This is a genomic window from Streptomyces sp. NPDC058221 (assembly GCF_042882365.1).
Classification (GTDB): domain Bacteria; phylum Actinomycetota; class Actinomycetes; order Streptomycetales; family Streptomycetaceae; genus Streptomyces.
In genome coordinates this window covers 1-24,031 of the sequence record NZ_JBHVWF010000040.1, presented here as the reverse complement: position 1 = coordinate 24,031, position 24,031 = coordinate 1, and the positions used below count along the sequence as shown (strand labels likewise).

At 71.3% G+C, this 24,031-nt stretch carries 18 protein-coding genes and 1 pseudogene; 10 read left to right on the top strand and 9 right to left on the bottom strand.

What is annotated here, in order from left to right:
- Positions 1-82: 82 nt before the first annotated feature.
- Positions 83-372, bottom strand: a pseudogene (locus ACFVW8_RS15660) (hypothetical protein); the annotation flags it as partial.
- 174 nt (positions 373-546) lie between these two features.
- On the opposite strand from ACFVW8_RS15660, the gene ACFVW8_RS15655 reads away from it, so the two are divergent.
- The 3 genes from ACFVW8_RS15655 (at position 547) to ACFVW8_RS15645 (ending at position 5,187) form a co-directional block, all read left to right on the top strand.
- Positions 547-1,323 (top strand): alpha/beta fold hydrolase, encoded by a 777-nt coding sequence (locus ACFVW8_RS15655; RefSeq protein WP_389690115.1) that lies wholly within the window; start codon positions 547-549, stop codon positions 1,321-1,323.
- A gap of 322 nt (positions 1,324-1,645) precedes the next feature.
- On the top strand, positions 1,646-4,312 hold the full coding sequence (locus tag ACFVW8_RS15650) for an alpha/beta fold hydrolase (RefSeq protein ID WP_389690114.1): 2,667 nt from the start codon (positions 1,646-1,648) through the stop codon (positions 4,310-4,312).
- Positions 4,309-5,187, top strand: a complete 879-nt coding sequence (locus tag ACFVW8_RS15645; RefSeq protein ID WP_389690113.1) for an ABC transporter permease — start codon at positions 4,309-4,311, stop codon at positions 5,185-5,187. Before ACFVW8_RS15650 ends, ACFVW8_RS15645 begins: the two co-directional genes overlap by 4 nt.
- 12 nt (positions 5,188-5,199) lie before the next feature.
- Here ACFVW8_RS15645 and hisG read toward each other — a convergent pair whose 3' ends face one another.
- The 7 genes from hisG to ACFVW8_RS15610 form a co-directional block, all read right to left on the bottom strand.
- Positions 5,200-6,048 carry an ATP phosphoribosyltransferase gene (hisG, locus tag ACFVW8_RS15640; RefSeq protein WP_389690112.1) on the bottom strand — a complete coding sequence of 283 codons (849 nt, stop codon included), beginning with the start codon at positions 6,046-6,048 and terminating at the stop codon, positions 5,200-5,202.
- A gap of 5 nt (positions 6,049-6,053) precedes the next feature.
- Positions 6,054-7,403, bottom strand: coding sequence for a hypothetical protein (locus ACFVW8_RS15635; RefSeq protein ID WP_389690111.1), 1,350 nt, complete (start codon positions 7,401-7,403; stop codon positions 6,054-6,056).
- Positions 7,400-8,383 (bottom strand): RimK family alpha-L-glutamate ligase, encoded by a 984-nt coding sequence (locus ACFVW8_RS15630; RefSeq protein ID WP_389690109.1) that lies wholly within the window; start codon positions 8,381-8,383, stop codon positions 7,400-7,402. Before ACFVW8_RS15630 ends, ACFVW8_RS15635 begins: the two co-directional genes overlap by 4 nt.
- 77 nt (positions 8,384-8,460) lie before the next feature.
- Positions 8,461-9,681 carry an ATP-grasp domain-containing protein gene (locus ACFVW8_RS15625; RefSeq protein ID WP_389690107.1) on the bottom strand — a complete coding sequence of 407 codons (1,221 nt, stop codon included), beginning with the start codon at positions 9,679-9,681 and terminating at the stop codon, positions 8,461-8,463.
- Positions 9,674-10,870, bottom strand: a complete 1,197-nt coding sequence (locus ACFVW8_RS15620; protein WP_389690105.1) for an MFS transporter — start codon at positions 10,868-10,870, stop codon at positions 9,674-9,676. Before ACFVW8_RS15620 ends, ACFVW8_RS15625 begins: the two co-directional genes overlap by 8 nt.
- Positions 10,867-12,069: an acetyl-CoA carboxylase biotin carboxylase subunit family protein gene (locus ACFVW8_RS15615; RefSeq protein ID WP_389690103.1), complete on the bottom strand. Its 1,203-nt coding sequence runs from the start codon at positions 12,067-12,069 to the stop codon at positions 10,867-10,869. Before ACFVW8_RS15615 ends, ACFVW8_RS15620 begins: the two co-directional genes overlap by 4 nt.
- A gap of 47 nt (positions 12,070-12,116) precedes the next feature.
- On the bottom strand, positions 12,117-13,157 hold the full coding sequence (locus tag ACFVW8_RS15610; RefSeq protein ID WP_389690101.1) for a pyridoxal-phosphate dependent enzyme: 1,041 nt from the start codon (positions 13,155-13,157) through the stop codon (positions 12,117-12,119).
- A gap of 168 nt (positions 13,158-13,325) precedes the next feature.
- Here ACFVW8_RS15610 and ACFVW8_RS15605 point away from each other — a divergent pair, with 168 nt between their 5' ends.
- From ACFVW8_RS15605 to ACFVW8_RS15585, 5 genes are all read left to right on the top strand, one after another.
- Positions 13,326-15,074 (top strand): non-ribosomal peptide synthetase, encoded by a 1,749-nt coding sequence (locus ACFVW8_RS15605; protein ID WP_389690099.1) that lies wholly within the window; start codon positions 13,326-13,328, stop codon positions 15,072-15,074.
- Between the two features lie 88 nt (positions 15,075-15,162).
- On the top strand, positions 15,163-15,930 hold the full coding sequence (locus ACFVW8_RS15600; RefSeq protein WP_389690097.1) for a thioesterase II family protein: 768 nt from the start codon (positions 15,163-15,165) through the stop codon (positions 15,928-15,930).
- Entirely contained in the window at positions 15,927-17,144 is a 1,218-nt protein-coding gene (locus ACFVW8_RS15595) for a cytochrome P450 (protein ID WP_389690095.1), read from the top strand. The genes ACFVW8_RS15600 and ACFVW8_RS15595 overlap by 4 nt, the downstream gene beginning before the upstream one ends.
- A gap of 37 nt (positions 17,145-17,181) precedes the next feature.
- On the top strand, positions 17,182-18,117 hold the full coding sequence (locus ACFVW8_RS15590; protein WP_389690093.1) for a hydroxyacid dehydrogenase: 936 nt from the start codon (positions 17,182-17,184) through the stop codon (positions 18,115-18,117).
- A gap of 111 nt (positions 18,118-18,228) precedes the next feature.
- The gene (locus ACFVW8_RS15585; protein WP_389690092.1) at positions 18,229-18,423 is read left to right on the top strand and encodes a hypothetical protein; all 195 of its coding nucleotides are present in this window, start codon (positions 18,229-18,231) and stop codon (positions 18,421-18,423) included.
- 54 nt (positions 18,424-18,477) lie between these two features.
- On the opposite strand, the gene ACFVW8_RS15580 is transcribed toward ACFVW8_RS15585, so the two are convergent.
- Positions 18,478-21,513 carry a BTAD domain-containing putative transcriptional regulator gene (locus ACFVW8_RS15580; RefSeq protein ID WP_389690090.1) on the bottom strand — a complete coding sequence of 1,012 codons (3,036 nt, stop codon included), beginning with the start codon at positions 21,511-21,513 and terminating at the stop codon, positions 18,478-18,480.
- A 250-nt stretch (positions 21,514-21,763) separates the two neighbouring features.
- Here ACFVW8_RS15580 and ACFVW8_RS15575 point away from each other — a divergent pair, with 250 nt between their 5' ends.
- Both ACFVW8_RS15575 and ACFVW8_RS15570 read left to right on the top strand, forming a co-directional pair.
- Positions 21,764-23,365 carry a von Willebrand factor type A domain-containing protein gene (locus ACFVW8_RS15575; protein ID WP_389690088.1) on the top strand — a complete coding sequence of 534 codons (1,602 nt, stop codon included), beginning with the start codon at positions 21,764-21,766 and terminating at the stop codon, positions 23,363-23,365.
- Between the two features lie 102 nt (positions 23,366-23,467).
- Positions 23,468-23,983, top strand: coding sequence for a DUF1772 domain-containing protein (locus ACFVW8_RS15570; RefSeq protein ID WP_389690086.1), 516 nt, complete (start codon positions 23,468-23,470; stop codon positions 23,981-23,983).
- Positions 23,984-24,031 lie beyond the last annotated feature (48 nt).

The following is a 24,031-nucleotide window of genomic DNA, read 5'->3' as shown; positions in this document are numbered from 1 at the left end:
CATTGGTTACTTGGGGAGTCCCCGCCTGCGTCGAGGTCGCCTGCGGAGGGCCGTGCCGGGGCCGTCGGGCGCACCCCCGCTCCCACCCCGTTGCCGACACGATCTCTTCGGCGATGTCCACCACCGTCCGCCCGTCCGTCGCCACCCTGACCGTGTCCGCCGGGGCCCGTTCGTCGAGCAGGCGGGCCTTGCGGTGATCCGCGCGCAGTGCGGGTCGTCCTCCGGCGCCGGGTGGACCTGCCCCATGAAGTCGCCCTCGATGACCGTGTGCGGGGTCCCGGCCTTCCGCAGCCGCGCCGACACCTCCCAGGCGACGGTCGACTTCCCCACGCCCGCGCCTCCACCGATGAGCAGTACCTTCGGATGAGTCATGGCGGCAGGGTGCCGGCCAAGTCCGGGGCAGCGCGAGGGAAATACTCGTTCTGCGTATGGGCGTTGAGCGCAAGGGTGAGTTGCCGTTGCCTGGACCGGCGGATCAACGGCGGCGCCCGGCTACGGCGGCTACTCTCGTCCACTCATGGGCCTTGATGTGAAGCGGAGCAGACTGTGCGCAACGCCGTTGTGACGCCCGAAGGCGATCGGATTCGCTGGGTCGAGCTGCCCGGGCAGGAGCCGCCACGTGTCTACGTGCACGGGCTGGGCGCCAGTTCCCCCGCCTACTTCACGGAGACTGCGGTCCATCCCCTGCTGGCCGGCCGCCGTTCGCTGCTGATCGACCTGCTGGGCCACGGCATCAGCGACCGGCCGACAGGCTTCGGCTACACGCTGGAAGCACATGCCGATGCGCTCGCCGCGGCCCTGACCGACGCGGGTGTCACCGGCGCGGAGCTGATCGCGCACAGCATGGGCGGCTCCGTGGCCATCGTCCTGGCCGTCCGGCACCCGCGGCTGGTCTCCCGGCTGGTCCTGGTCGATGCCAACCTCGACCCGATCCAGCCCGCGCGCGCCTGCGGAGGCAGCAGCGACATCGCCTCCTATTCCGAGCAGGAGTTCCTGGCGGGCGGGTGGGAAGAGGTGCGTGACCGGGCCGGCGCCCACTGGTGGTCCACGATGCGCCTGGCCGGGCGTGAGGCCCTGCACCGCAGTGCGGTTCACCTCACGCGCGGCAGGGTTCCCACCATGCGGGAGCTGTTGCTGGACCTGAGGATTCCCCGCGCTTTTCTGCTGCCGGAGGAGGGCGGTCCGCTTCCTGGCGCCCGAGCTCTCAGCGATGCCGGGGTGTCCGTGGTCGCGATCCCGGACTGCGGGCACAACATCATGCTGGACAATCCGGAGGCCTTCGCGAGTGCCGTCGCGGCAGCCCTGACGGACCGGGACCAGTAGACGTACACCGGACTACCGGGACGGGCCGAACCGCCACGTCAGCATCGCGAATCCGCCGTCGTCCCCGGCCCCCGCCGAGCGGTACGTCGCCAGGGCGCCGAGGGGTGCTGGGCGGCTTCGAGCTCGGCGACGGTCGTGGCGCGGCGAATTTCCACCGGGTTGTCCATGCGGGCCTCTCGCAGGTCAGGTCGAGCCGGGGTGGCCCGGGGCGGGGCATACCGCAGGCGGAGTACGCCCGGGGAACGCCGTACGCCCTGAGGAGGCCGGTCACCTCACCCCACCGGCAGCGTAGACGGGGCGGCGTCCCGCTTAGGCTCGACACATGGAGATCCCTCACGCGCGTACGTCCCGGTGGCGACGCCTGCTGCCCCGCGCCCGCGCCCGCGGCCGGTGGGCGGCCGGCATCGCCGCGCTCGTCGTGCTGGCCGGGGCGGGCACCTGGACCGCCACCGCCGACGACAGCGCGCCGGCCGTGCACCGCCAGGACCGGATGATGCGCATCGACGGCGTGTCCATCGACACCTCGTACTTCACCACCGGTGGCACACAGCGCCGGCCCGCCGTGCTGATCGGGCACGGGTTCGGCGGCAACAAGGGCGACAACCGGTCGCAGGCGCAGAATCTGGCCGCCGACGGGTACGCCGTGCTGACCTGGTCGGCCCGCGGCTTCGGCAAGTCCGGCGGGAAGACCTCGATCAACGCGCCCGACGCCGAGATCAAGGACGTCTCCAAGCTGATCGACTGGCTGGCGGCCCGCCCCGAGGTACAGCTCGACGCCGCAGGTGACCCGAGGGTCGGGGTCACCGGCGCCTCCTACGGTGGCGCGCTCTCGCTCCTCGCCGCCGGGTACGACCGGCGCGTCGACGCCATCGCCCCGGAGATGACCTACTGGAACCTCGCCGAAGCCCTCTTCCCCAACGGGGTGTTCAAGAAGCTCTGGGCCAGCCTCTTCGTCACCACCGGCGGTGGCTGCCGGAATCTCGAGAAGCAGCTCTGCGACATGTACGAACGGGTCGCCGTCAGCGGGAAGCCGGACGCCGCCGCCCGTGCGCTGCTCACCGAGCGCTCGCCCAGCGCCGTGGCCGACCGCATCAAGGTGCCGACGCTGATCATGCAGGGACAGACCGACTCCCTCTTCACGCTCGGCCAGGCCGACGACATGGCGAAGGCCATCAAGGCGAACGGCGAGCCCGTCTCCGTCGACTGGGTCACCGGCGGCCACGACGGCGGCGACAAGGAGTCCCACCGCGTGCGGCAGCGCGTCAACAGCTGGTTCGACCGCTATCTGAAGGACGACAAGGGCACCGACACCGGACCCGCGTTCCGCGTCACCAGGACCGGCGGCGTCGACTCCACCGACGGGGCGGCTCTCACGCGCGGTGCGAGCAGTGACACCTATCCGGGGCTGAACGGCGGGGGAGAGCGGATCGAGCTGCGGGGGCGGACCCAGACGTTCGCCAACCCCGCCGGGGCCACCCCGCCGTCCATCTCGGCCGTTCCCGGCACCGGCGGCCAGTTCGCCCGGCTGTCCACCCTCGGCGTCGGGCTCTCCGTCGACTTTGCCGGCCAGTACGCCCGCTTCGAATCCGCCCCGCTCAAGACCTCGCGCCGTATCACCGGCTCGCCGACCGTCCGCGTGAACGTGAAGGCGGCGAAGGGCGACGCCGTGTTGTTCGGCAAGGTGTACGACGTATCGCCCGACGGCAAGCAGCAGGTGCTGCCGTCCCAGCTCGTCACCCCCTACCGGATCACCCCCGACCAGCAGGGCAAGCCCCTGGACCTGACGCTGCCCGCCGTCGACCACGAAGTCGACTCGGGACACCGGCTCCGGCTCGTGCTGTCCGCCACCGACCTCGGCTACGCCTCCCCGGCCGCGCCGACCGCGTACACCGTCTCCCTCGACGGCCCGCTGACCATCCCCACCGCCCCCGGCCTCGCGACCGCATCGGCCGCCCTGCCCTGGTGGACCTGGGGGCTCCCGGCCGCCGCCGTCGTGATCGCGGCCGCCCTGCTGCTCACCATGCGGCGCCGCACCGCCACTCCCGCCCCGGACCCCGCACTCGCCGACGTACCGCTCCAGATCACCGGACTGTCGAAGAAGTACGCCAAGTCCGCCGACCGGTATGCCGTGCGGGAGCTGTCCTTCCGCGTGGAGAAGGGGCAGGTGCTCGGGCTCCTCGGGCCGAACGGCGCCGGGAAGACGACCACCCTGCGCATGCTGATGGGACTCATCACCCCCGACGACGGGGAGATCCGGGTCTTCGGACGCGCCATCCGCCCCGGCGCGCCCGTGCTGTCGCGGGTCGGCTCCTTCGTCGAAGGGGCCGGATTCCTGCCGCACCTGTCCGGCCGCGCCAACCTGGAGCTGTACTGGCAGGCCACCGGGCGGCCGGCCGAGGACTCCCGGATCGAGGAGGCCCTGGAGATTGCCGGGCTCGGCGACGCACTGGCCCGGGCGGTCCGCACGTACTCCCAGGGCATGCGGCAGCGGCTCGCCATCGCCCAGGCCATGCTGGGCATGCCGGACCTCCTCATCCTCGACGAACCGACCAACGGCCTCGACCCGCCCCAGATCCGTGAGATGCGGGACGTGATGATCCGGTACGCGGCCGGCGGCCGGACCGTCATCGTCTCCAGCCACCTCCTGTCCGAGGTCGAACAGTCCTGCACCCACCTGGTGGTCATGGACCGCGGCCGGCTCGTCCAGGCGGGCCCGGTCGCCGAGATCACCGGCTCGGGCGACATGCTGCTCGTCACCTCGGCCGATGCGCTCGCCGAACCCCTCGTGGAGAAGATCGCCGCACTGCCGGGCATCGGCTCCGCCGTCCGCACGGACGACGGCCACGGGCTCCTGGTCCGGCTCGACGGAGCGACCTCCCCGCAGCTGGTTGCCGAACTGGTCCGGCTGGACGTGCCGCTGACCGGCGTCGGGCCGCACCGCCGCCTGGAGGACGCGTTCCTCACCCTGATCTCCGGAGGCTCCGCATGAGTACCGCAGCCGAAGTCACCACGGCCCCCGAAGCTCCCGGATACCGCGCCCGGCGCACCCTTCCGCTGCGGGTCGAGGCCGTACGGCAGCTGCGCAGGCGGCGCACCATGCTCATGGGCGGGGTGCTGGGCGCGCTGCCGTTCATCCTCATCATCGCGTTCGCGATCGGCGGCACGCCGAGCGGCGGACCCGGGGGCGGCGACCGGCTCACCCTGATGGACACCGCGACACAGTCCGCCGCGAACTTCGCCGCGACCTGCCTGTTCGTCTCGGCCGGCTTTCTGCTCGTGGTCCCGGTCGCGCTGTTCTGCGGCGACACAGTGGCCTCCGAGGCCAGCTGGTCCTCGCTGCGCTATCTGCTGGCGGCGCCCGTGCCCAGGGCACGGCTGCTGTGGAGCAAGCTCGTCGTGGCGCTCGGCTTCAGCCTCGCCGCGATGGTGCTGCTGCCGCTCGTCGCACTGGCCGCGGGAGCTGCCGCGTACGGCTGGGGTCCGCTCGAACTCCCCACCGGCGGTGCGCTCGCGACGGGGGACACCGTGCCCCGGCTCGCGCTCGTCGTGGCGTTCATCTTCGTCTCCCAACTCGTCACCGCCGGGCTGGCGTTCTGGCTGTCGACCAGGACGGACGCCCCGCTGGGCGCGGTCGGCGGCGCGGTCGGGCTGACCATCGTCGGCAATGTGCTGGACGCGGTCACCGCGCTCGGCTCCTGGCGCGACTTCCTGCCCGCCCACTGGCAGTTCGCCTGGGCCGACGCACTCCAGCCCGACCTGGAGTGGGGCGGCATGGTGAAGGGCGCGGCCGTCTCGGTGACGTATGCCCTGATCCTGTTCGCCCTCGCCTTCCGCGGGTTCAGCCGCAAGGACATCGTGTCCTGAGCCCGGCCGGCGTCAGAGCCGGCAGGCGTGGATCGACGTCGTCAGGATCGCTCGCGCGCCCAGGCCGTACAGATCGTCCATGATCGGCTGCGCCTGCGCCGCCGGCACCATGGCGCGCACCGCCACCCAGCCCTCGTTGTGCAGCGGGGAGACCGTCGGGGACTCCAGGCCGGGGGTCAGCCGGATGGCCTGTTCCAGGTGCTCGGCGCGGCAGTCGTAATCCATCATCACGTACGTCCTGGCCACCAGGACACCCTGTAGGCGGCGCAGGAACTGTTCCGCCTTCGGGGCGAGTCCGGTGTCCGCGTTGCGGCCGATGACCACGGCCTCGGACCGCAGGATCGGCTTGCCGACCACTTCGAGTCCGGCGTTGAGCAGGCTCGTACCGGTCTCCACGACGTCCGCGATCACGTCGGCCACCCCGAGCTCCACCGCGGTCTCCACCGCGCCGTCCAGATGGACGACCCGGGCCTCGACGCCGGCCTCGGCCAGATGCCGGGCGACGATGCCCTCGTACGATGTGGCGATGGTGCGGCCGGCGAAGTCCGCCGTGTCGCTGACCGTGCCCGGTTTCGCCGCGTACTGGAACGTGGAGCGGGCGAAGCCGAGCGGGAGTATCTCCTCGGCCGACGCCCCGGAGTCGAGCAGCAGATCGCGGCCCGTGATGCCGATGTCGAGGCGACCGGCACTGACGTAGAGCGCGATGTCACGCGGGCGGAGGTAGAAGAACTCCACCTCGTTCTCCGGGTCGACGAGCACCAGCTTCTTCGTGTGCCGGCGCTGCTGGTAACCGGCCTCGCGCAGCATCTCGGAGGCCGGTCCGGCCAGGGAGCCCTTGTTGGGAATCGCTATGCGCAGCACGGCAGTCAGGCCCCTTCCGTGGAGATGGTGAGGACTCCGGCGGACTCCGCGCCGTTCGACGCGTTGATCACCGACTCCTCCCTGGGCGGTGCCTGGCGGAGGAACGTGCCGGCGAAGCGGCCGCCGAACACCAGGGGTGCCAGGACGACTTCGCGGGCGGAGGGGCTCGCACCCGGCAGGTCCACGAGAGCCGGGGGGACGCGGTACTGCAGCACGTAACGCTCGGCAGGCTCCCGCAGGTACTCCGTGAGGAGCGAGCGCCACGCGTCGTCGTCGAGGGAGAAGCCGTACGTCATGTCCTTGCCGCCGTACGCGGCCGTGGGTTTGCAGAGCAGCCGCTCGCGGGCGGCGACGGCCCGCTCCAGGGTTTCCTCGCTCAGCCGGAACGTCCCGGGCACGTGGCGCTCGATCAGGGACCGCTCCTCGTCGTCGAGCAGGTGCGCGTACGCCTCGTCGAAGAGGAGTGCCAGGTTGGCCTTGTTGTCGTACAGCGCCGCGGCGGGGGAGCCGATGAAGTCGACCACGCGTGCGGCGTCCAGCTCCATCAGACGGCGCGTGAGCGCCGGCGGAACGAAGCGCCTGGTCTCGTACCAGGTGTATGCGGTGAACACCGCGTCGATCCGCCGGCCGCCGAAGTACACGCCCTGGTCGGTGAGTTCCAGGTCGTGCACAAGACCGCAGCTGACCTCGTGCCCGGCCGAGCCCACCATGTCGACGAAGAACCGCCGGCCGGAGTCGATGTCCGAGGGGTCCGCGACGGCTTCGAAGACATGCAGCGGTCCGTCGGTGTGCCGCTCGGTCAGGCCGCCGAACGCCTCCAGCCAGGCCCGGGAGGTGTCGGGTGCCTCCACGCGCAGACCGCGGGCGCCCAGGAAGCGGCCATACGCGGAGCCGAGGGCCGCCCCGGTGTAGGGCGCGCAGGTGCTGAGGCCGCCGAGCGAGGCCGCCACGTTCAGCTCGACCAGCTTCAGGCCCTGGTCGGTGACCACCAGATCAGGGCGCATGAAGGCCTTGGCGGCCCGGGCCAGACGGGGGCTCGCGAGGGCCTCGCAGATCAGCTCGGCGTCTTCGGCACACACACCCAGGTACCGCGCCCAGGCGCCGTGATCGTTCCCGAACACCCGGCGCGGGAAGCCGGAGATCAGCTCGGACAGGCGAACGCCGACCGTCCCGGTCTCCTCGGCCGCCTCGGCCGTCAGCATCTGGGGCGGGTACGGGTGGGTCCAGCCGGCCCGGTGGATGCGCGCGGTGAACTCCTCGCGGTCGAGGTCCGCCTCACCCGTGGCCTCGAAGTCGGCCCATGCGGTGACGGCGCGCCGGTCGAGGGCGGGCCACACCTCTCGTGCCGCGCTCACTTCAGCTTCCCGGCGGTGCGCAGCGCGGCGAGGACGATGTTGACCGCATCGGAGGACTTGTCCTCGCCGGTGGCCAGCTGGTGGTAGCCGAGGCCGCCGGGGTTCACCATGTTGATCTCGACGACGTACGGGAACGCCAGGTCGATGCCCGTGTAGAAGATGCCGAGATCCATCATCCGCTTGCCGAGTGCGGTGATGAACTCCTGCTCCTCCAGCGTCAGTTCAAGGGCCTGGAAGTCGCCCCCGATCGCCGTGTTGGAGCGGTTGTCGTCCTCCGGGTGGAAGCGCAGGAAGCCGGCGACGGGCTGGTCGCCCGCGATGATCACACGCTTCTCGTTGGTGCGGATATTGGGGATGTACTCCTGGACGGCGGTGTGCCGCTTCGCCATGCCGATGATGTCCCGGCCGTAGCGGCCCTCGCGGGACACCGCGTTGCCGGTGGCGGAGCCGATGATCGCGGAACGGTTGCGGTCGTTCTTGTTGACCACGTACACATCGGCGCCGCAGCCGTCGTTGGTGGGCTTGATGACCCAGGAGCGGTCGCCGTCGGACTCGACGAGGCCGTTCAGGAAGGCGACGTCGTTGGAGACGTAGGAGACCGGCAGGTTCTCGGCAGGCACGATCGCGCCGAGGTTCGACTTGGTGTTGAGGAAGAAGAGCCCGGCGGCGTCGTTGACGAACGGCACGCGCTGGTTCAGCAGCCACAGGAGCTGGAAGGAGTCGGTGTCGGACTCGGGATGGGTGCCCGCGAGTACCCACACCAGGTCGAAGTCCTCGGCGGACGCGCAGGGCTCGCTCAGTGCGGGGAAGTCGCCGCCGGCCACGAACTCCTCGGACAGCCTGACCCGGTCGCAGACCACGACGGATTCGTGTACGGACAGGGTGTCGATGTCACCGATGTACACGTCATGGCCCTCGCGGTGCAACGCACTCGGGATGATCGAGTGGTTGTCCAGCTCGAACTTTGACGCCTCGGACACCAGAATCAGGATCTTGTACGGCAAGGGGTACCTCTCAGCAGGGGAGTTTCGACAAGTGGCGCGGTGGGTGGCGCTGTTCAGCTGCCGGCGGTCAGGGTGCGGACGGCGACCTCCAGGTGGTGGTCGAGCTCGTCCCGTGTGTCGGCGACGGCCAGCACGAAGCCGTGCCGGTCACCCGACTGGGCGATGGAGGAAGGCGGTTGTCCGGCCGGGACGGTGATCTGTACCTCTTCGACCCCGGGCAGCGAGACCGCGAGCGAGACCGCCATGGCGCGGGCCACCGGCCGGTCGAAGGTGACGTAGCGGATGCCGGACACCCGGGAGCGGTTCGCCGGCTGCTCGTCGGGCAGCCCGAGCACGGCGGCCATCGTCTGCGCGAACACGTCCTCGCCGAGGGCGAGCAGGAGCATGTCGCTGATCCGGTCGCCGCCGGGCCGGCCGTGCGACTCGATGAGGCGTGGGCCCAGGCCGGTGACCATGACCTCGGTGTGCGAGGGGCCGTAGCGGTGGCCGGCCGCGACCAGGGTCGCGCGCACCAGGTCGGCGACCGCTTCCTCGACGGTGGGATCCAGCCGTACCGGAAGCGTGTGCCCGGTCTCCACGAAGTGCGGGGCGCCCGTGGTCGTCTTCTCGGTGATTGCGAGGATCCGGTGGCCGGCGGCCGTGCTGATCGCCTCGACGCTGTACTCCGTGCCGTCCAGGAACTCCTCGACGAGCAGCGGGCCGGACCAGTCGGCGGCGGCAGCGTACCGCTCGGCCGATGCCCGGTCCGCGAGGTAGCGCACACCCGCACTCCCGGTTCCGTCCACGGGCTTGACCACGCAGGGGAAACCGGTCCGGTCGGTCGCCGGCAACAGTTCGCCGGCCACGGTGCACAGCACGTGCCGCACGGGAAGGCCCGCCCTGTCGCCGACCAGTGCCCGCAGTCCGGCCTTGTTCCTGAACGCGGCGGGAGCCTCGGGCGGGTTGCCCGGCCAGCCGAGCTCCCGGTTGACCACCGCCGAGACGGCGGCGCCGATCTCGCCGAAGCCGAAGCAGCTCACCGGGCCGGGAAAGGCGAACGTGCGCAGCCTTGCGATGAGTTCGTCGCTGGACGTGGTCCATGAGGTCTCGATCTCGGGTGCGCCGGTGTCCGGCGGCCGGGGCTGGTCCGGATCGACGACCAGGACCAGGTCGAGGCCGAGGCGCTCGGCCGCCGCGACCACGGTGTCGCGTGCACCCAGGAGTACGGCGGTCGGCCGGTCCCCGGACGGGGCGGGGTCCGGCGCGCCGGAGGTGTCACGTACCGCATCAGACATGCTGCGGGCTGCCTTTCGGGAGAAGGAAACAGAAGGCGGCAGCCGCCACGGACAGGCAGCTGATCAGCAGCCACAAGCCGGTGCCGCCGTGCATGGTCTGCAGGAGATAGCCGCCGAGCCCGGAGCCGAGGAAGCTGCCCAGCGCTCCGGCGGCACTCATCGTGCCGAGCGCGAGGCCGGTCCGGCGCAGTGAACTCGCGTGGATGGCCTGCTCGTCGAGGCTCGGCGCGATCAGCATCTCGGCCAGCGTGATCGGCAGCACGAAGACGAGGAGTGCCCCCCAGCCGCTGAACGCGATGAGCAGGGCATAGCCGCCGCCGAAGGCGAGGAAGCCGAGGGCGAGCAGGCTGCGGGTGCCCGCCTTGCCGAACACATGGCGCAGCAGGCTGTACTGGAACAGCACCACGAGCGTGCCATTGAGTGTGAAGACGACCGAGATGGCCGACGCGCTGCCGGTCAGGTCCTTGGCCGCGATGGGCAGAACGACGTTGAGCTGGCTGTAGATCGCCCAGAACGCGACGCCGAGCAGCGCCAGGGGTGCCCACTGCCAGCGGGCCCAGGCGGCCCTGCCGTCCGCGGAGTCCTGCTCGCCCTTGCCGGAGGCCGGAGGCGGTCCTGGAGCGGCCGCGGGCGGCCGTAGCGTGAGGCGCAGCCCGAGCACCAGATGCGAGGCCACACACGCGGCGAGCACGTAGCCGAAGCCGAGTGGATAGATCAGTGCGCCCAGCGCGGGACCGACGATCACGCCGATGTTCACGAAGGTCGAGCGCAGGGCCAGCATCTCGCGTGCGGGCAGGCCGTCCTCACGTACGAGCAGCGTCTTGACGGACAGACCCAGCAGCGAGCCGCCCACGCCGATGCCCACGATCCCGCCGACCAGCGCCGCCGGGTGCGTGCCGGCGGCCAGCCCGTGGCCGAGCAGGAGGTAGCCGGCGATCCGCAGCGCGAACCCGGCGGAGAGCACCACCCGGGTCCCGAACCGGTCCACGATCAGACCGCAGATCAGCGAGAAGCCCTGGCCGCAGAAGGCGAGCAACCCCACGAGGAAGCCCGCACGGCCCGCCCCGATCCCCTGCTCGGTCAGCTGAAGAGCGAGCAGCGGCAGGAACATGAACGTGGTCAGTCCGGTGAACAGGACCGCGAGCAGCAGCACCCGTCCGGTGGGGGAGGACTTGCGCCAGGTGTTCACGGCGCCGGGGCCGTCTCGGTTGCGTCCTCCAGGTTCGCCATGAGCCAGGCCTCGACCTCGTACAGGCGCTCCTCGACCTCGACGGGGCCGGAGCCCTCCACGATCACGAAGCACAGATGCGATGTGCTGTTCTGCGTCGTGGCGCCGGGCGCGATCTTCTCGTTGACCTCGTAGTGCGCGACCCAGCCGAACGGCGGCCGTGCGGGTGCCCGCACGGCCCGGCCCTGCGGCAGGACCGAGACGGAGCCGTGCACCTTGGCGGGGGCTTCTGCCGGCGCCGGGGGCACGGGCAGCCCGCAGGACATGCGCAGCCAGGCGGAGCGCAGATCGACGCCGTACGTGAGCTGTGTGAGGGCCGGGATGCGGTCGCCGCCCACCCGTGAGGCGACCTCGCACAGCACGAGCTCGTCGTCCGGGGTGTGGAAGACCTCCAGGTGGTACGCGCTGCTCGCGGGGGCGTCGAACGCGTCGAGGGTCCGGTCGAAGAACTCCTCGAGCCGTAGCGCCAGCTTGTCCTGTGGGTGCAGCTGCACCGATCCGTTGTTCTGTCCGTCGAAGACGCCGAGACAGCTGCGCAGGTAGCGGGAGGAGGCCACGAAGCGGTAGCCCGGGGCGATCACCGCGTCCACGTGGTACATCTGCCCGTCGATGAACTCCTCGGCCATCAGGTCCTCGCGCCAGTGCCGGCGGCTGAACTCCACCAGGTCGTCGTCGGAGCGCAGCACGACGATGTCCCTCGAACCACCCTGTTTGACCGGCTTGACCACGACCGGGAAGCCGGCCTCGTCGATGAAGTCCGTGAGGTCGACGATCGTCTCCAGCCGGGCGAAGCGCGCGGTGCGCACCGCGCGGCCCGCGACCTCCTTCATGACCGCCTTGTCGCGGAACGACAGCGCGCTCGCGGCGGACTGGCCCGCTATCCCGAGGTCCGCACGGATCCGGGCGACGCGCTCCAGGTCGTACTCGTTGTCCGTGATGATGTGCGTGAACGGCTGCTCGCGGGCCGTGCGGCGGATCATCAGCTCCGCGTAGGGCACGAACTCGCAGTCGGGGACGTACTCGTAGCGCGCGTAACCATCGGTGTTCCGCAGGTCGTTGTGGGTGTACACCTCGAGCGCGCCGGCCAGCTCGGGGAGCATGGCGGCGTAGTCGCTCCCGGGGCCGTAGTTGATGACGGCGACATGGGGGGTGGGGCTCATGGCGGGGCCTCGCTGAGATCGGATCGGGGGAGTCGGGTCGGGGAGGTTCAGGACGCAGGGGTGTACACCGGCAGGTCGTCCTGAACGCTGTACGCGCGGCGGCCCCAGTCCATGACGCTCCAGGGGCCGGTCATGTCCGCGAAGTCGGTGATGACCGACGGCGCGAACTCCGGGTCCTCACCGACGGGCCCGTCCGGCGGGAAGACCCGCTCGACGTAGCGGTGGCCGGGGTCGGCGGCGAGGAAGACGATCGGCCCGCCGTCCGGCGCGTTCCTGCGCAGATGGCGTGCGACCTGCCAGCCGGCGCCCGAGGAGAGGCCGGCGAACACCCCCGTGGTGGACAGCAGATGACGGCAGCCGGCCGCCGACACACCGAAGTCGAGCCAGTGCATCTCGTCGTACGCGCTGTAGTCGATGTTGTCGAAGCGGATGCCGCTGCCGATGCCCGCGATGATGAATCCGTCCAGCGCAATGGCCTCGGATCCGAAGGAGCGGCTGCCGAAGGGCTGGATGCCGACGACCCGCACGTCCGGTGACCGGTCGCGCAGATAGCGGCTCATCGCGCTGGTCGACGCGCCGGTGCCGACACCGCCGACGACCGTGACGCCGCTGGAGCCGAGCTCCTTCACGACGGTGTCCGCGACGCTCTCGTAGCCGATGTAGTGCACGTCGTCGTGGTACTGCTGCATCCAGTACGCGTCCGGGTTCTCCTTCATGTACGCGTGCACGAGGCGTACGCGGGTCTCCTGGTCGTGCTGGAGACCCGGGTCGTCGGAGGACGGCACCTGCGTGTAGGTCGCGCCGAGGTACTTGAGCTGCGTACGGATCGCCGCGTCCACCGCGACCGAGGCGAAGACATGGCACTTGAGCCCGAGATTGCGGCAGACCAGCGCGAGCGCGTGGCCGTAGATGCCGCTGGAGCTGTCCACGAGCGTCTGCCCCGGGTGGATCACCCCGCGGTCGAGGAGGTCCCTGACCGCCGCGTACACCGAGGTGACCTTCATGACCTCGAAGCGCAGGACGTAGACCTCGTTGCCCAGGTCGATGAGGTCCGGTACGGAGAGTTTCTCCGCGTATGACTTGTACACCGCGTGCCTTCCGGTGAGTTCGGTGTCGTGGGGTGCGGGGCGCGTCCGCCGGGGCGGCGCCGTCCGCTGACATCCGAAGTCCAGAGGGTGCGGGTACCGGCCCGGTCCCGTTCGCTTCCCGGAGTGGGCCGGGAGCCCGCCGGGAACCCCGTCCGCAGGATCAGAGGCATGACCAATCCCCAGCCTCCCCGTCCGGCCCGAGCCGTCTCGGGGCCCCCGTTGCCCACGCCCGTGCGGCGGGTCTGCGACCTCGTGGCCGAGCGGGCCCGTGCTCACCCCGACCGGGCCGCGGTCGTCTGCGGCGACGTCGTGCTCGACTACCGGGAGCTCGCCGAGCAGGCCGCCGACGTCGCCCGCGCGCTGGCCGCCACGGACGCGCGGCGCATCGGCATCACCGCGCACCGCACGGCCGGCGCGGTCGCGCACGCGCTCGGGGTCGCGCTGAGCGGCCGGTCGTACGTGTTCCTCAACCCGGAGGCGCCAAAGAGCACGCTCGCGCACATCCGGGAGACGGCCGGGGTGACGACGGTGCTCGACCCCCGGGTCCCGCCGGGTGTCCCGGCTGCCGATTCCGGTGACGCCGTCGTTCCCGGTGATCTCGGCGACGAGGCGTACGTCCTCTACACCTCAGGCAGCAGCGGCATACCCAAGGGCGTCTCCGTCACCCACGCCAACCTGGCGAGTTCCACACAGGCCCGGCTCGCCGTGTACGAGCCGTTCGGCAGACCGGTCTTCCTGCTCCTGTCCCCGTTCCATTTCGACTCCTCCGCGGCCGGTGTCTGGGGCACCCTCGCCGCCGGCGGCACGCTCGTCGTGGCCGGCGAGGACGAACGGCGCGACCCCGCGGCACTGCTCGGCCTGATCGCCCGCCACCGGGTGGGCCAGCTCCTGACCGTGCCCAGCTTCTACGCCGAACTGCTGCCCGCGCTCGCCGCCGACTCCGCGGCCGCGGCCTCGCTGCGGATAGCCGTCTGCGCGGGCGAGTCCCTGCCGCAGCAGGTCGTCGAGCAGCACTTCGCGCAACTGCCCGGAGTCGCGCTCGGAAACGAGTACGGCCCCACCGAGTGCACCGTCTGGGCCACCTGCCGCCTGTACGACAAGCCCGGCCGTTCCACGATCGGCTTCCCGGTCCCGGGCACGACCGTCCATCTCCTCGACGACCTGCTGCGGCCGGTGCCGGCCGGCGAAAAGGGCCAGATCGCACTGTCCGGGCCCGGCGTCGCCGCCGGATACGTGGCGGACCCGCAGCGCACGGCCGCCGCCTTCGTCGAACTGACGGACCCGGTGGGCGCGGTCGTGCGGGCGTATCTCACCGGTGACCTCGGGAAATGGTCGGAGCAGGACGGTCTGGAGTTCGCGGGCCGCATCGACAACGAGATCAAGGTGCGCGGCGTACGCGTCACGCTCGAGGCCGTCGAGGACGTCGTCGCCGCACACCCCGGCGTGCGGGCCGCGGCCGTGGCGTACGACACCACGAGCTCGACCTGTTTCGCCTTCGTCGCCCTGCAGCCGGGCGCCGCCGTCGACGCGGCGATGGTCCGCGCCCATGTGGCGGACGCGCTCGGCCCCGCGCTCCAGCCGGACCGGGTGCTCTTCCCCGACGTCCTGCCGCGCACCGCACACGACAAGATCGACCGGGCGGCGCTGCTCGCCGACGCGCTGCGCGTCCAGGAGACCGTGCCCCCGGCCGCGGGCGACGACCCGGCCGCCCGGGTCGCCGGCGTCTGGTCGGAACTGCTCGGCATACCCGTGCAGGCCACGTCCGGCGCCACGTTCTTCGAACTCGGCGGCAACTCCCTGACGGTGCTGCGCCTGACCCGCGCCCTCGGCAAAGCCGCGGGCCGCTCCATCGGGGTCAAAGACGTGTACCGCCGGGCCACGCTCGCCGAACAGGCGGAACTGCTCACGGGGCCGTGAACCGTACAGAGGGGCGACTTCAGCACCGCTGTCCCCTTCCTTGCCCTTCTTCCCCTCTTTGCCCTTCCCCTCTCCTGATCGGCGGCCCATGCCCCACACATTCCCCGCGCTCACGGAGGCCTCCGTCTCCCTGCGCAGGCTCACTCCGGACCACGACTCCGGCTCCGGGCCCGCCGTGCTGTGTTTCCCGCACGCCGGCGGCTGTGCCTCCTTCTTCCGCTCCTGGCCGTCCCTGCTGCCCGCTGCCCGCGTGGACGCCGTGCAGTACCCGTGCCGTGAGGACCGCATCGCCGAGGACGCCCCCGGGAGCCTTGTCGCCCTGGCCGCGTCCGTAGCCGAGGAGATCCTTCGGACCGGGGAGCGCTACTGCGTCCTGTTCGGGCACAGCATGGGCGCCTACGTCGCCTTCGAAGTCGCCCACCGGCTCGAACAGGCCGGCGCCCCGGTGCCCGCGCTCGTGCTCTCCTCGTCCGCCGCTCCCGCCGAACGGCCTGCCGTCCCGTTCGAGGACACCGCCGACGTCCTGGCGTATCTGGAGCAGTACGAGCCGGTCAGCCCCGAGATCCGGGCGGAGCCCGAACTGCTCGATCTGATCCTCGACTACATCAAGGGCGACCTGCGGCTCGTGGCTCAGTACGCCGAGCACTCAGGCAAGCGGCTCACCTCCCGCATCACCGCCGTCGTGGGCGAGCAGGACGTCCCGGGGATACGGGAGCACTTCACGGGCTGGTCCCGGCACACCACAGAGGACTTCACGCCCCTCGTCGTCCCGGGCGGCCACTTCTATCTGCGCGAACAGCCGCCCGCCGCGCTCCTGCGCGTGGAACTGGACCGCCTTCGGAGGGAGACCAGGTGAGCCCCGAACTGCTTGCACGCTCCGGCCTCGGCTCGCTGCTCGACGGCGCGACCTACCGCACCGGCAACCCGTTCGCCCAGTGGCGACGGATGCGCGAATACGCACCCGTCGTATGGAACGAGCCGGACGTCTTCCCCGGTTTCTGGTCCCTGACCAGGTACGACGAGATCAACGAGGTGCTGCGTGACGGCGGCACCTTCAGCTCGTCCTCCGGCATCCTGCTCCGCCCGCTCGCCCAGGGCGACGACCCGGGCAGCGACCGCACACTCGCCCTGGCGGACGCGCCCCGGCACACCGCACTGCGCGGGGCCATCGCCGGCTGGTTCGCGCCGCGGAATCTGCGGATGCTCGGCGACTTCCTGGACCGGACGGCGCAGGACACGGTCCGCGCCGCCGTCGCCGCGGGCCGTACCGAGTTCGTCACGGAGATCGCGGCCCGGCTGCCGCTCGACGTGGTGTGCGCGTTCCTCGGCATCCCCGATGAGGACCGGCCGTCGATCGTCGAGTGGTCCACCGACGCGTTCTGTGCGGGGACCGCCGGGGAACGCAGCCTCGCGCATCTGGAGATCCTCGACTACTTCGCCGGACTGGTCGAGGAGCGCCGCGCACGACCGGGTGACGACCTGGTGAGCGTGCTCGCGGGCGTACGGCACGAGGGGGAGCTGCTGCCCCTGGACGACGTCGTGCTCAACTGCGACAACCTCCTCGTCGGCGGCACCGAGAACGTCCGCCTCGCGATGTCCGGCGGACTGCTCGCCCTGCTTGAGCACCCGCACCAATGGGCGCTGCTCCAGGACGACTTCGATGCGACGGTGAACACCACGATCGAGGAGATGCTGCGCTGGACGTCCAGCGCCACGCACCTCATGCGCCGGGCCACGGCCGATGTGGAGATCGGCGGGCAGCGCATCCGCCGCGGCGACCTGGTGGTGTGCTGGCTGCCCTCCGCCAACCGGGACCCCGGCCATTTCACGGACCCCGACACATTCGACGTACGACGCACCCCGAACCGCCATCTCGCCCTTGGCGCCGGCCCCCACTACTGCGTCGGCACGCAGCTGGCCAAGCTCGAAATCAAGGCGGTGCTGAGGGAGTTCACGGCCCAGGTCGGCGAGATGGCACTCGACGGCAGACCCGAACATCTGGACTCGATCGTCGTCAACGGCCTGCGCGCGCTCCCGCTGCGCCTCACCCCGGCGGCCCCTCGTGACTGACCTCCGCCCCTCCTTTCCCACGGAGACCTCACACCCCATGATCACCCCCACCGTCGTCGTCGCCGACCCGCTGCCCGACCGGGTGCTCGCCGGACTCGGCAGCCGGTTCACGGTTCGCCGATGCGACGGCACCGACCGCGCCGCGCTGCTCGCCGCCGTGGCGGACGCCGAAGCGCTGATCGTCCGCAGCGCCACTCGCGTCGACCGCGCGGTGCTCGCGGCAGCGCCCCGGCTGCGTATCGTCGCCAGGGCCGGGGTCGGCCTCGACAACGTCGACGTCGAGGCGGCGGCAGAAGCCGGCGTCCTGGTCGCCAACGCACCCGAGTCCAATGTCGTGAGCGTCGCCGAACTCACCGTCGGCCTGATCATCTCGGCCCTGCGGCACATCCCCGCGGCCGCCGCCTCCGTGCGCGCCGGACAGTGGCGGCGCGCCGACTTCCAGGGCACCGAGCTGTACGGCAGGACCGTCGGCATCCTCGGCTTCGGACGGGTCGGACGCCTGGTCGCCAAGCGGCTCGCGGCCTTCGAGATGAAGATCGAGTACTACGACCCGTACGTGCCCCAGGAGGCGGCCGCTCCCTGGGGCGCCCGCGCGGTGGGACTCGGCGAACTCCTGCGCGGTGCCGACGTCCTCACCGTGCATCTGCCGCTCACCGCCGAGACCCGCGAGCTGATCGGCGAGAACGAACTGCGGCTCGCCAAGCGGGATCTGCTTCTGGTCAACACGGCACGCGGCGGCATCGTCGACGAGGAGGCCGTGGCCCGGGCCCTGGCCGAAGGCCGGATCGCGGGCGCCTGCCTCGACGTCTTCGCCACGGAGCCGTCCGTGCCCCGCGACCTGCTCGCCCTTCCCTCGCTCCTGCCCACCCCGCACATAGGCGCGGGCACGGCACAGGCCCAGCTCAGGGCCGGTGAGGACGCGGTGTCCGCAGTGCGGGAGGTCCTGCTCCCGGCGGCCCGTGCGGTCCTATGAGCACCGGTACGGTTCCGGGAACCGTTCGGGAACGGGTGGGGCGAAGTTCTGTGGTGCCGGACCGAAACGGGGCCGGAGCACCACACACTGCGTACCAGCGAAGGACATGAGATGCGTTCGACAAAGGCAGGAATCACGGGCGTCGCGGCACTGGCTCTGGCGTTGGCACTGGGCGCGGCGGTCGGCACGGCTCAGGCCGAGCCGCCGACGCAGCCGCCCCATGTGTCGGCCTCCGGTGAGCTCTCGGCGCCTGCCCCGGACTCCGGCCCGACCCCTGCCCCGCAGTCGGAGAACGGCCCTTCCTGAGCACCCTCGACGCGGTGCCGCCCGGTCCGGGGACACCTCGACCGCACCGGTCACTCACATGGTGTGACGTTCGAGCGGGATTCCCATCCCCTCGAAGAGCTCGTCGGCCTGTTCCCGGTGGGCGCGGGCCGACGAGGCATCGCCCAGGGCGGCCTCCGCCGTGGCCAGGCCACGCAGCGCGCGGGCCGTCTCCACCTGGAATCCGATGACCTGGGCATGATGGTGGGCGTCCTGGTGCAGATCGAGGGCGCGGCTGTGGTCGCCCCGGCGGGAGTGGACCCTGCCCAGGATGTTCTCCACCGCAGGCCGACGGGAGGCCGTGCCCTTGGAGCGGATCAGCTCCAGCGAGCGTTCGGCGCAGTCCGTGCTCTGCCCACGGTCGCCCAGGCGCTCGTGGATGTCCGAGGCCACGGCGAGCGCCAGGGCGAGGTCCTCCGGTGTATGCCTCTCGTCCCCGAGGTGCAGCGCCCGGGAGATGCTGGCGTGCGCCTGTGCGGTCTCGTCGAGCGAGAGTTGGGCGATGGCCAGATCGGTCAGCGCCGTCACTCCTTCGCTCTCCGCCCCGTAGCGGTAGCTGAGCTGGACCGCCCGCTCCGCGGCCGACGCCGCGTCCCGGTGCCGCCCGAGATAGGAGTGGACGGTGCTGAGATTGCTGTGGGCATAGCCCTCCTGGCGGCCCGCGGCAGTGCCGTGGAACAGCTTCACCGCACGTTCGAGGCACTCCTGGGCCGCTGCGAGACGGCCCACGGAACTGTTCAGCAGACCCAGTGAATTGAGGCTGACCGCCATGTCGAGCCGCTCGTCAAGCTCCTCGGCGATGGCGAGTGCCTCGGTGACCGAGGCGATTCCCGCGCCGAACCTGCCTGCCTTCCACTGCACGACCGACAGATTGTTCAGGCAGTTGCGCAGGGTCGGCGGGTCGTTCAGCCGACGTGCGGCGGTGACAGCCAGGGACGCGGCCTCGTCGTACGGCTGCAGATAGCTGCGCATATTGAGGTAGAACACAAGATTTCGGGCGAGCGGGATGGCCTGCTCGTCAAATCCCCCCTCCTCCACCGCGTGCCGCACGAGCGCGAGCAATGTGCCGTGATCCTGGTCGAACACCCTCATCGCACGCTCGGGAGTCATGGCAGTCGACGGCTGCGCGGACGCAGAACCCTGCAGTGGATGAGAGCCCCGTGACGGGAACAGGACCCCGCAGGCCTCGTCGGTCACGGCCAGGTAGTGCTTGAGCAGCCGGCCGAACGCGGCCGTCTCGCCCCCCTCCGGCGGCAGCCGCCGGGCGAACCGGCGCACCAGATCGTGGAAGGCGTACCGGTCCATCTCGTGCTGCTCCAGGAGGTGGACGTCGAGGAACTGCTCCAGTACGTCCTCGGCCCTCGCCCGGTCCAGGCCGAGCAGAGCCGCCGTGGCGGGCACGTCGAAGTCCGTACCGGGATGCATTCCGAGCAGCCGCAGCGCTGTGCGCTGACCGGCGTCCATGGCCTGGTAGGAGAGCCGCAGCGTGGCCTCGACGCTGCGGTCGCCCGAGCGCAGCTCGTCCAGGCGCCGCGACTCGTCGGCAAGCCGGTCCACCAGGTAGCGGACCGTCCAGCGTGGCCGGCTGCGCAGACGGGCGGCCGCGACCCGCAGGGCGAGCGGCAGATGTCCGCAGAGGCCGGCGAGCTGCGCCGTCGCCTCGGGTTCGTCCCCGGTGCGCTGCTCGCCGAGCGCGGCGCGGAGCAGGGCGACGGAGTCCGCCGGGGGCAGGATGTCCAGGGTCACGGACTCCGTACCGTCGAGGCCGCTCATGCGATTGCGGCTCGTGATCAGTACGAGGCAGCCCGCCGACGCCGGAAGCAGCGGTCTGACCTGCGACGCGTCCGCCGCGTTGTCGAGGACGAGCAGGACCCGGCGGCCGGACAGGGTGGCCCGCCACAGGGCGGTGCGGCCGTCCGGGTCCTCGGGGATCCGCTCGTCGGGCACGCCCAGGGTCCGCAGGAGCGCGGCGATCACGGTGCCGGGGTCGCGGGGCTCCTGGCCCGGTGAGAAGCCGCGCAGGTCGGTGTGGAGCTGCCCGTCCGGATACGCGTCGACGAGGCGGTGCGCGGCACGGACCGCCAGAGAGGTCTTGCCGCTGCCGCCCATGCCGTCGACGGCGACAATCCGCAGCCGACGGGTGTCGTCCGCCGTGCCGAGCAGCAGGGCCAGCTCGCGCTCCCGGCCCGTGAAGTCGGTGAGGTCGTGGGGCAGCGTGCGGGGGGCCGCGGTCTCCCCGGGTGGCAGCGGTGCCGGTTCCGGCTCGGGCGGCGCGGCGGGCCCCGGGGGCTCCGCCCCGGTCGTGGGCGGTGCGGCCTGCAGCTCGGGGCTCCCGCGCAGGATCGCCTCGTACAGACTGCCCAGCCGGTGGCCCGGATCGACGCCGAGCTCCTCCACGAGGAGTGCACGCAGCGCGGTGTACTCGCCGAGCGCCTCGGCCTGCCGGCCCGAGCGGTACAGGGCGAGCATCAGCTGCCCGCGAAATCCCTCCCGCAGCGGGTACTGCGTCGTCAGTTCCCGCAGATCGCCGACCAGTTCCTCGTTCTCGCCCAGCCCGAGGCGCAGATCGATGAGCTGGCCCACGGAGACGAGCCGGCGCTCCTCCAGTACGGCGAAACCGGCCGCGATCAGCGGCCCGCTGGCAGCCGCGTCGGGAGCCGGACCGCGCCACAGGGCGAGCGCCGCCCGCAGCTCCTCGACGGCCCGGGCCGTCCGGCGGGTGTCGAGGGCCTCACGCGCCTGCTGCAACCGGGCGGAGAACTCGCTCAGGTCCAGCCCGCCGGGCGGGACCTCGGCGCGGTAACCAGGACCGTCCGTGACGATCAGCGCCGAGCCGTCCGGAATCCGCTGGCGCAGATCACCGATCGCCTTGCGCACCTGGTGGGTGGCCGTGGCCGGCGGCTCCTCGTCCCAGACCGCCTCGACCAGGCGGGACACCGGCAGCATCTGCCCGGGGTTGAGCAGCAGCGTCGTCAGGATCCGGGTCGGCACGGTCCCGCCGAGGCGCAACCGCCGCCCATCGGCCAGGACCTCCAGCGGCCCGAGGACACCGAACCTCACGCTCTCCGACACTGCTTTCCTTTCCTGTCCGGGTTTCTCACCGAAAGTGATCTTATGGGCGGGGTCCGGAAAGGAACAGCGGGGTGCTCCCCGTGAGCACGCACCCGGTCGCCCGGTCCTCCGCGCTCTCCCGCGGACCCGCTCTTCGTTGCCGCATCGAGACCCATCCGCAACGTCGTCGCCGGCTCCCGTGCCCTCGCTCGCACGTCACATTCACACGTGGGGACACCGCGTGGCGAACCGACAACACAGGGGGCACTGGATGGAACGCCGGACACGGATGTACCGAGGGGCGCTGGGGCTGCTCCTGGCGGGCGGAGTGCTGCTGACGGGCTGCTCGGGGGAGGACGGCAGCAGTAAGAGCACCACCTCGGACCGCCGGGGGGCGCCCGCCCCCGCACCGGCCGCGACCGGCGGAGCCGCCGGGGACGGTGCGCAGAGGGCCGACGGTTCGAAGGCGGCGGGCGGAGGCGGTGAGGCGGACCGGCTGAAGGAGTCCGCACGGCCCGACTACCTGTCCACCTTCGCCCTGGACGTGGACACCGCCTCCTACGGCTATGCGCGCCGCACGCTCGCCGACGGGAGACTGCCGGAGCCGGGGACCGTACGGCCGGAGGAGTTCGTCAACAGCTTCCGCCAGGGCTACCACCGCCCGAAGGGCAACGGCTTCGCGGTCTCCGTCGACGGGGCACGGGCCGGCGGCGAGGGCGGGGACTGGTCGCTGGTGCGGGTCGGTCTGGCGACCCGGGCCGCGCCGAACAGCGCCGAACGGCCGCCCGCAGCACTCACCTTCGTCGTCGACATCTCCGGCTCGATGGACTCGGACGACCGTCTCGGTCTGGTGAAGAAATCACTCGGCGTCCTCACGGACGAGCTGCGCGACGACGATTCCGTCTCCCTGGTCACCTTCAGCGACGAGGCGGAGACCGTGCTGCCGATGACCCGGCTGAGGGGCCACCGGGGGAAGATCCACGACGCGGTCGACTCCATGGAGGCCACCGACTCCACCAATGTGGAGGCAGGCGTCCGGCGCGGCTACGAGGAGGCGGTGGACGGCCACCGCAAGGGCGTCAACAACCGGGTGGTCCTGCTCTCCGACGCCCTCGCCAACACCGGTGAGACCGACGCCGACGCGATCCTCGAACGCATCGACTCCGCCCGCCGCGAGTACGGCATCACGCTCTTCGGGGTCGGTGTCGGCAGTGACTACGGCGACGCCCTGATGGAGCGGCTCACCGACAAGGGCGACGGCCACACCACGTACATCGCCGACGAGGAGCAGGCGCGCAAGGTCTTCGTCGACCAGCTGCCCGCGCACCTCGAACTGACGGCGCGCGACGCCAAGGCACAAGTGGCCTTCGACCCGAAGACCGTCGAGAAGTTCAAGCTGATCGGCTACGAGAACCGCAAGGTCGCCGACGACGACTTCCGCGACGACGGCGTGGACGGCGGAGAGATCGGCCCGGGGCACACGGTGACGGCGCTCTACGCCGTGCGTCTGCGGGACGGTGCGTCGGGTCACGTGGCGACCGCGACCGTGCGCTGGCAGGACCCCAAGTCCCGTGCGGCGCACGAGGAGACGGGATCCGTGGAGACCGGAGCGGTCAAGGGCAGGCTGTGGGGAGGCGGCAGCGCACGACTCCAAGTAGCGGCGGTCGCCGCCTACTTCGCCGACACCCTGCGCAACGGCGAACTACCGGGCGCGCCCGGTCTCGGTGAACTCGCCTCCAGGGCAAAGGAGCTGGCCGCGGAGACCGAGGACGACTCGGTGGCGAAGCTGGCCACCGCGATCGGCAGCGCGGACCGGCTCAGGGGCGGCCACGAGAACACCGGAAGCGACTCGGGCGAAGGCGAGATGGACTGACACCGGCCCCCCGCGCGGAGAGGGAGCCGGCGGAGAGCACTCGGTCGTACAGCTGTACGGAATTGGGCTGTGCGGCCGAAGCCGCTGCGCCAAGATGACCCCATGGCCTCCTTGATTCTCGATCTCGCCGTGATCACGACCGGTCTCTACGCCGGCTTCATGCTGACGTTCCTCATCGCGGTGATGCCCGGTCTGTCCGCACTGCCGGACGTCCAGTTCACGGCCGCGATGCGCCGCATCAACGAGACGGTCCCCCGGCCCGTGTTCCTGATCCTCTTTCTCGGCGCGATCGTCTTCCCGGCCATCGCGGTGTTCACGGAAAACGGCGAGAAGTGGTGGGGGCTGGTGGCCGTGGCACTGGCCTGCGCCGTCGTCTCCCACCTGGTCACGATCTGCGGCAACATCCCGCTGAACAAGGCGCTCGCCGAAGCCGAAGCCGAAGCCGAAGGTGAATCCGAAGCCGGGTCCGGGGCCGGGGCCGAAGGTGAGGGCGAGGGCGACCGCGGCGGTGACAGTGCGGCCCGTACCGCGTTCGAGGCCCGTTGGAACGCCTTCCACCGCTTCCGGACCGTGCTCTCGCTCATCGCCTTCGTGCTGCTGGCCTTCGCCGCGCACTAAGGGCTGTCCGGAGCTGCGGCCGGCCCGGACCCCCTGAGGGAATCCGGG